At 53.3% G+C, this 7,534-nt stretch carries 8 protein-coding genes, 2 pseudogenes and 1 other annotated feature; of the genes and pseudogenes, 4 read left to right on the forward strand and 6 right to left on the reverse strand.

Annotated elements, in window-relative coordinates:
* The 6 genes and pseudogenes from BLT64_RS25350 to BLT64_RS25380 all read right to left on the reverse strand — a co-directional run.
* Positions 1–1,096, reverse strand: a pseudogene (locus tag BLT64_RS25350) (IS3 family transposase); the annotation flags it as partial.
* Positions 699–815 (reverse strand) — a sequence feature (AL1L pseudoknot). (Overlaps the previous pseudogene by 117 nt.)
* Before the next feature lie 252 nt (positions 1,097–1,348).
* Positions 1,349–2,143, reverse strand: coding sequence for a DUF1217 domain-containing protein (locus BLT64_RS25360; RefSeq protein ID WP_011747916.1), 795 nt, complete (start codon positions 2,141–2,143; stop codon positions 1,349–1,351).
* A 315-nt stretch (positions 2,144–2,458) separates the two neighbouring features.
* Positions 2,459–2,824, reverse strand: a complete 366-nt coding sequence (locus tag BLT64_RS25365; RefSeq protein ID WP_074810772.1) for a flagellar biosynthesis regulator FlaF — start codon at positions 2,822–2,824, stop codon at positions 2,459–2,461.
* Between the two features lie 64 nt (positions 2,825–2,888).
* Complete coding sequence (locus BLT64_RS25370) at positions 2,889–3,731, reverse strand: flagellin N-terminal helical domain-containing protein (protein ID WP_041530188.1); 843 nt, start codon at positions 3,729–3,731, stop codon at positions 2,889–2,891.
* Between the two features lie 164 nt (positions 3,732–3,895).
* A complete protein-coding gene (locus BLT64_RS25375; RefSeq protein WP_011747919.1) occupies positions 3,896–4,210 on the reverse strand; it encodes a hypothetical protein in 315 nt (104 codons plus the stop codon).
* Positions 4,207–4,455, reverse strand: a complete 249-nt coding sequence (locus BLT64_RS25380) for a hypothetical protein (protein ID WP_232290447.1) — start codon at positions 4,453–4,455, stop codon at positions 4,207–4,209. The genes BLT64_RS25375 and BLT64_RS25380 overlap by 4 nt, the downstream gene beginning before the upstream one ends.
* A gap of 219 nt (positions 4,456–4,674) precedes the next feature.
* On the opposite strand from BLT64_RS25380, the gene fliK reads away from it, so the two are divergent.
* The 4 genes and pseudogenes from fliK to BLT64_RS25400 form a co-directional block, all read left to right on the forward strand.
* The gene (gene fliK / locus BLT64_RS26160; RefSeq protein WP_164901588.1) at positions 4,675–5,769 is read left to right on the forward strand and encodes a flagellar hook-length control protein FliK; all 1,095 of its coding nucleotides are present in this window, start codon (positions 4,675–4,677) and stop codon (positions 5,767–5,769) included.
* A 19-nt stretch (positions 5,770–5,788) separates the two neighbouring features.
* Positions 5,789–6,448, forward strand: coding sequence for a flagellar hook assembly protein FlgD (locus BLT64_RS25390; protein WP_074810776.1), 660 nt, complete (start codon positions 5,789–5,791; stop codon positions 6,446–6,448).
* A 291-nt stretch (positions 6,449–6,739) separates the two neighbouring features.
* Positions 6,740–7,051 (forward strand): transposase, encoded by a 312-nt coding sequence (locus BLT64_RS25395; protein WP_198140497.1) that lies wholly within the window; start codon positions 6,740–6,742, stop codon positions 7,049–7,051.
* Between the two features lie 96 nt (positions 7,052–7,147).
* Positions 7,148–7,534 (forward strand): annotated as a pseudogene (locus BLT64_RS25400) (IS66 family transposase); the annotation flags it as partial.

A 7,534-nucleotide genomic window follows, 5' to 3' on the forward strand; every position in this document is an offset into this window, starting at 1 on the left:
TAACCTCAGCCTTGAAGAGGCCATTGATCGTCTTGGCCAAGGCGTTGTCATAGCTGTCGCCGACGCTGCCCACCGAGGGTTCGATGCCAGCTTCCGCCAGCCGCTCACTGTAGCGAATGCTCAGATACTGCGAACCGCGGTCGCCATGGTGGACCAGCCCCATGCCCTTGGTTGGGCGGCGTTCGTGAACCGCCTGCTCCAAGGCATCGAGAACGAACCCCGCATGGGCCGAGGTGCTGACCCGCCAGCCGACGATCCGCCGGGCATAGGCATCGATCACGAACGCGACGTAAGCGAAGCCTTTCCAGGTGGCGACATAGGTGAAGTCGTCGTCCATTGGGCTCGGACCAATGGCGCCACAATGGACGACCCCAGAGCATGTTCGGCGCAGGCACGCGAAACTGGCGGTTGACCTTGTCCAGCGGGCATGGCGCCTTCTTGTCCGGGATCGTGGTCCGGTGCGGCTTGCCCCGGACAATGCCTTGAATGCCCATGCTCTTCATCAGCCGCGCTACCGTGCAGCGGGCGACATCGAAACCCTCGCGGCCAAGCTGCCGCCAGATCTTCCTCATGCCGTAGAACCGCCAGTTCTCTTCGAAAACCCGAAGGATCTCAGGGTGGAGAGCCTCGTCCCGGCGAGCCCGATCAGACAGCAGGGCCGGATCGGCCCGCTTGGCCAGACGTTCATAGTAGGTGGACGGGGCGATCGGCAGAACCGCGCAGATCGCCTCGACCCCGTGCGCATTCCGATGCGCGTCGATGAAGCCCACCATCACTTCGACCGGCGGTCGCGCTCCGCCATCGCAAAATATGCTGACGCCTTGCGGAGAACCTCGTTGGCCTGGCGCAACTCGCGGTTCTCGCGTTCCAGCGCCTTCATCTTCTCGGCCATCTCGGTCGGGATCCCCGCCCGCTGGCCGCTGTCGACCTCGGCCTTCTTCACCCACTCGTTCAGGGTATGGGCAGAACAGCCGATCTTCGCGGCAATCAACACGATCGCCTGCCATCGCGACCCATGCTGCCCCTCGTTATCGAAGACCAGCCGCACCGCGCGTTCACGCACTTCGGGGGAAAACTTGTTCGTCGTCTTGCTCATGATGCTCCATCCTACTCAGGAGTTGGAGCCTCCGGAAAACCCGGCGCGGTTCACTCCGCGCCCGGCGCATTTGCTCAGAACGACCGAACCAACTACCAATCTTAAATCCACAGACTCTTGTTATGAACGAGGAACCGCCGGGGGCAGATCAGTGCCAATATCTTACACTCAATGCACTGAAAGCCATTCGCGATACCGATTGAACATCCATCACAATACGGTATCATCAGGTGGATCACCACTCCTTGCAATTCACACCCGTCGCAAGCCCAGCAGAACGAGAGCGTTAGCATAACGTGAGCCAACAGGTGAGACGTTGATCTGACTTCTCAACAGAAAACGCTTGAGAATGATATCAAGCACTTCATCCGACTTAAATTGACTCACATCGTTAGAGCCTGTAAGAATTCCCGTTCTTCCCTTCAACTCATAAAGCTGTCTATCGATAGAAAGTGCGGAAAATCCCTCTCCAAGCCCATAGGCCACCTCAAAAACCCGCCGCAAAGGCTTGGAAGAAAGAACCTGATACCACTTCACATTCTCGCTTGCGTCTGAAGCAGCAAGATCACTGAGCTCTCGCCGTGCGTTCAAGGCCAATTCAATTTCTGGGTATCTTCCCCCAATATTCTTTTCAAGAGATCTTATTTCGTATTTTTCAATAATTGATGAAATATCAATCACCCCTCCTCGCTCATCAAGAGGCGCGTAGAATGATAGCGCCTGATTCATTCTCAGATAGCGCTTATCCGACAATCTATTTATAAAGCTGCCACTGTCATTTGGGTCTGCCTCAAGAACCTTCTTGAGAAAATACTTGTTGCTAATGTCGGAATCCAATCCAAAAGCACGCAGCGCTACCGTCAGAATCCTGTAGTCGTTCACAAATTGATCGGCGGTCTCCACAAGAGGGAATCTTTGAGAAAAATATTCCTTAGAAGATCTGATCACATGATCCTGCGATAATGCGCCACGCTGCCTCAGCATGGTGCGCTCCAGAATCTTCCAACTCGCATACCCTCCAGGACCAATTTGAACATTGTAACTCATGGTTCATTCACCGCCTTCAAGTAGAATCCATGGAACAGCACCCTTGCCTCATAAAAATATGGCGATTGACATTAATGATAGTTTTTAAGCTCTTCGAAAGCACATCTGGAGCTCTCACCTTCGCGGAATCCATGGAGAAGAAAACTGAGCGATAGAAATCTACAAAGCCTGCGATATGGAATAACCCCCATAAACATCGCTATGCAATCAGAGCGCATTGACGCTTGAGAGAACGGTCAATATCACCATCATCACCCCCACAATAATGCCATTAATAAATAAACCGTCCCTCTGAGAAAGTGAAAAGAGAAGAAATCATGGGTCAGATTCCCCACGCAACCCTCTCATGATTCGCATATTTACTTCAATCAATGGATCAGCAGGCACACCACTCGATATGACATGATGACCTTGCTTGAGGGAAAAAAAGGCAAGAGAAAGAAGACCAGCCTTGATATCTGAAGGCAAAGTATTCTCTGGATGCATCAAGTCCGTAGCGACGATTGTCCAGAGCTGATTACTTGAATGCGCAGCTTCAATCATAAGGTATCGGTCGCCGCTTTGGCAGGCTCTCTTCAGAGTCTGGGTAACTTGAGAGAACGCAAAATATTCGTTATCGCGATTGGTATGGACGTGCCTTGATCGGAAATGTCCGGTACTGATCTGAGAGGAAAGGCTCACGTATAGGAATCCATTCTAAATCATGTGAAGAAATAAGGGCGCCTCATCGGGCGCCCTTATTCGATCAACGGAACAGTGACAGAATAGTTTGCGGCGCCTGGTTGGCAATCGACAACGCTTGGACTCCAAGTTGCTGTTGGGTTTGCAGCGCCTGCAAGCGAGCTGAAGCCTCTTCCATATCGGCATCCACCAGCGCACCGATGCCTGCCGTCAGAGAATCAGCCAGCTTCGATACAAAGTTCGATTGGTCGTTGATTCGCTTGGCCGCTGTACCAAGTTCAGCCGCACCTTTTTTTGCGACATCGATCAACGCCTCGATTTCTCCGACCGCAGTCCTGGCTGTGGTACTATCCGTAATGGTGGTAATCGTGGCAGCCTCAATATCCGCTTCAAAGTCAACGGAATCGACAGTGATTGTTTGGGCTGTCGTCGCGACAGTACCGGCGGTCCGATCAAGAGATGCCAGCACGCTAAAGGAGGTTGCAGTGCCGATCGGGTTCGTTTTGAGGAGATTCACCCCATTCATCTGGGTACCGTCAATGATCGAAATGATCTGATCCCTCTTTGCCACGATCTGATCATTAACACTTTCGAAATCATTCGCATCGCTGCCGGCGCTGCTGGCCAGGTTTCTCATTTCGACAAGAAGCTCGTGAATGTCCTCGGCCCCGGTGCGGGCGGTCGTCACCACTGCCTCGGCCAGGTTCAGGTTGCTCTGAAGGGTCTTGAAGGTCGACTGATCTGATTCCATGACCTTCGAAATTGCCCAGACAGCGGCATTGTCTTGCGCATTGGCAACTTTCTTGCCGGTCGAAATTTCGTTCTGAGCCTTCGTCAGATTCGCATTGATACCCTTCAAGGTTTGCAATGCAACCATCGCACCATTATTTGTCAGAATACTGGACATTTCAATCTCCATTGTGGGTAGCTGACCCGTTTCAAGAAAAGAGCGGTCTTCCGACCGACAGGGCGAACCTGATGACCTGCGTCATGCCGTTCGATCTATCCGTCCTTTGTAAATAAACTTCTGACGGAGCCCTTCTGACAACCAAATAGTGTTGATAAGTTTAATCAAAATATCCTGTCCTGTCGGCCATTGCCACGGTTGCCGATCCTGCGACCTTGACGATCATAGGTATCCAGGTGACGCGACAAGGTCGCGATCTCGGCAAGCTGGCGTTGGGCGGCCGCCAATCCATCGCATGCAGCGCCGGCGAGAACCCGAATGTCGCCCAGAACGTCCGCGCATTTCTCAGCGTGCTCTCTTCGGATGCTTCCAGAGATGACAAGCTTCTCAAATTCTTGAATTTTTTCTAGAGCTGGCTTGAGGTTCAGCGCAAGAAGATCCCTTCTCACCTGCTCTATCAGGTGCAAGGCCATCATCATTTGCTCCCTTGGTTGCGAACCTGAAGGCGCAGGTCGATTCGTTGAGCGATAGCTTCGGCGTAGACGTCATTGAGCATGCCCGAGATCTGTGATTCACCGATTCCGCCACAGAACTCGCTCTTGGACTGTTGAGGCCCAGCATATTTGAACATTTCCTGCAGAAATGCCTGCTCAAGACCATTGATCGAACCCAACTTCTTCGGGCCAGTGCTCATGACCGCGTCTAGTGCTTGAACGCTGCTCAAGTGGAAACCTCCTATAGATGAAGTTCTTTGCGGCAAGCAGCATTAACCGATGGAAGTAAATATTTGGTAATCTTGCCATGGTAATGTGCGTCCAGCTTTGCCATGATAGAGGGTGCGCAGGTGGAGATGGATGTTGCATGGAGATCCCCCCTCACAGCGGCTGCAGGCTGGCTGAGCAGCACTGTTGGGAGCTCGGAAAGCCTAGAATCCTCGGGTTTCATGATCCTGATCAATACGCCCATACCTGATGACATCATCGCGGAGTTGCCCGAGGCGCAGCTCTCGGATACTTGCAGGGATGAGGATAATTCCTGTGATATTAGCGAAGCGGCCGATCAGTTACCATGGGTCACCATCAGCGCTCAACCCATTGAAGAAAAAGGCATATCTACGAAAGATTATGGGTGTGCGATCAATTCAAAACAGAATTACTTAGTATCCAGCACTCTCCTTGAGGAATCGAAACGTATAGAGAGCATATCTGAGATAGCGGATGCTAGCGATCATCAGATTAAAAAGCTACAACATGTGCGCTATAGCGTTATCACGTCCCAAACCCCTTGGGATGAGTCGTTACATGGCGATCCAGGTGAAGAGAAGACTTCCAGCACCAAAGAGGCTCAATACTTCACATACGACATTTATGATTACGAGGATCTCGTTCCTAGGCCCTCCAAACCTATCGACCGAAAGGTAGAAGCTCCCTCTCATGCTGAACACATCAGGCCAGAGGTTACTTCATTACCAAGAAATGGTTCCTACGCAGTTCTCCCTGACAGCGTTGGTAACCATTTTGAGCCTTCCACCTTAGACCATCCAGGCACCAATTTGCACGTTTCTGACATAAAGAATTTACCTATGGTTGATGGGCAGCGATTTATAAGAAGTGATGCATTGCCGAATCTGGAGATGCAGCATGTTGTGCGTCAGATATGCGAGAAAATTACGAGGGTCAGCACCGGAGGGATCGAAATAGCTCTTGACCCGATAGAGTTGGGCAAGGTCAGGATCTTGATCTCACCCGGGGAGAATCCTACAGTAGCGGTGGTAGCGGACAGGCTGGATACATTGTATCTTCTCAAGAGAAACATGGATCTGCTAGCGAAAGAACTTCAAGAATCCGGATTGTCTGGTACTGATATTTCATTCTCAAGCGGATCAGATGGGGATGATGCACACAGCCAAGCCTCGATGAGTGACTTGAAATTACTTGATAATACGGATTTTCAGGGAGTACCTGAAGATTCTCACCCTCGGGGCACGAAGATTTCTTCGGGAACCGGCTTGGGAACCAGCATTGATATAAGGATATAGGAGGTCAAGCTCCGTGGATATGAACACCTCTTCTGTGACTGGCAATGTATATGAAGGCGGATCCCAGTCCTTCAGTGCGCCATCCGAGTCTGGCTCTGCAGATCAATTCGAAATGTTCCTGAAGATGCTGACGACACAAATCAAGAATCAGGATCCGCTCAATCCGATGAATAGCACCGATTTTGCGGTTCAGCTTGCAACCTTTTCTGGAGTTGAGCAACAAGTTCAAACAAATCTCCTGTTAACGCAACTTTTGCAAAATATCAACGGCGGTGAGCTGGGCCAGTTTTCCAACTGGATCGGCCGTGAGGTTCGGACGACCTCTCCTGTGTGGTTTGATCAGACACCCTTGACACTGGAGATAGAAGGCACTGCCGATGCCGAAACTGCATTTCTTGTTACCCTTGACGACCAAGGCAACGAAGTTCTTCGGCAAAGCACAGGAGCAATTTCAGGAGAGGTGAGTTGGCACGGCGAGGATCCAAGTGGCAATATGCTTGCGACTGGATTTTATAGCTTTCGCCTTGAGGAGATGAAGGACGGCAGAAGCCTTGCTCCAAGAGATGTTGCGGCATATAGTAGAATAACGGGTGTCGAGTTGAGCCGGAACGGTCCTGAATTGATCCTCCTCGGTGGCGGCTCAGTAAGGGTTGATACGGTTACTGCCTTGCGCGAATAACTTAAAGTTTTTACGGATCCGTTATTTGTCCGATGCATACGGATTGGATGCTCAGGCAGTGAAGCCGTCGCTGAATGGAAAATTGCAAAGAGCGGTCTGCTGGCCAGGATCCGCGCCCTGCCATGCTACCCGTGGCAGAACGCTGGTCCGTAAGCGGCAAGGAGACCCCGTGGGTTAGCGTTGCGGCCGTTCCGTGATAGGCTCGTCGCGTTGGTCTGATGCCGTGGTTCCATGTTTACGACTAGTTCCACGCCTATGCCTGCGACTGGTAGCTTGCAGTTGGTGGAGGCTGTGATCGAGCGTTTCGACGGAGCACCGGTCGGGAAGCGTCGTCGATGGTCGGATGAGTTCAAGGCGCAAGCTGTCGCGGCGGCGCTGGGGCCCGGCGTGAATGTTTCGGCGCTGGCGCGGCGTCTGGGGATTTCGCCGCCGCAGCTGTTCGGCTGGCGCAAGGCCTTCCTGAAGAAGCAGAACGCGGACGCCCCGGCGGGCGCGCCAGCGCCTGTGGTGGAGATCGTGGTGGGCGAGGTGATGATCCGCGTCGGCCCGGACCCCAGCGAGGCTGCGCTGCGCCGGATCCTGCGTGCGATGCGCTCGGCATGAGTGAAGGTCTATCTGGCCAACCAGCCGGTAGACTTCCGCAAGGGACCTGACAGCCAGCTGTCGCTGGTGCGCGATGCCGGCAGCGACCCGTTCAGCTTCGAGCTGGAGATCCTCGCTGCGCATGTGCTGGGCGAAATTCTGAAGGGTCCGCGCGTCTTCGCCGATGAGACCGGCCTTCCGACCCTCGCGCCCGGAACCGGCACCGTGAACAAGGCCTGGCTCTGGGCCTATGCCCGCGACGACAGCACCTTCGGCGGCAGCGGACCGCCCATGGTGCCCTATCGGTTTGAGGACAGCCGATCCGGAGAATGCGTGCACCGGCATCTCGGCGGCTATGGCGGCATCCTCCAGGTGGACGGCTACGCCGCCTACAACCAACTCGTCCGCAAGGACGGGGGCAATGCTGGCCCGAGCCTTGCCGAATGCTGGGCCCACAGCCGGCGGCGGTTCTACGAACTCCATACCGCCGGGACAGTCAGGTCG

Origin of the sequence: Paracoccus denitrificans, from assembly GCF_900100045.1 — a bacterium.
GTDB classification, from domain to species: domain Bacteria; phylum Pseudomonadota; class Alphaproteobacteria; order Rhodobacterales; family Rhodobacteraceae; genus Paracoccus; species Paracoccus denitrificans.

Coding starts and splice junctions, on each gene's coding strand:
- BLT64_RS25360 (WP_011747916.1), bottom strand. CDS start 2,143: ATGAGTTACAATGTTCAAATTGGTCCTGGAGGGTATGCGAGTTGGAAG.
- BLT64_RS25370 (WP_041530188.1), bottom strand. CDS start 3,731: ATGTCCAGTATTCTGACAAATAATGGTGCGATGGTTGCATTGCAAACC.
- BLT64_RS25390 (WP_074810776.1), top strand. CDS start 5,789: ATGAACACCTCTTCTGTGACTGGCAATGTATATGAAGGCGGATCCCAG.
- fliK (WP_164901588.1), top strand. CDS start 4,675: ATGATCCTGATCAATACGCCCATACCTGATGACATCATCGCGGAGTTG.
- BLT64_RS25375 (WP_011747919.1), bottom strand. CDS start 4,210: ATGATGATGGCCTTGCACCTGATAGAGCAGGTGAGAAGGGATCTTCTT.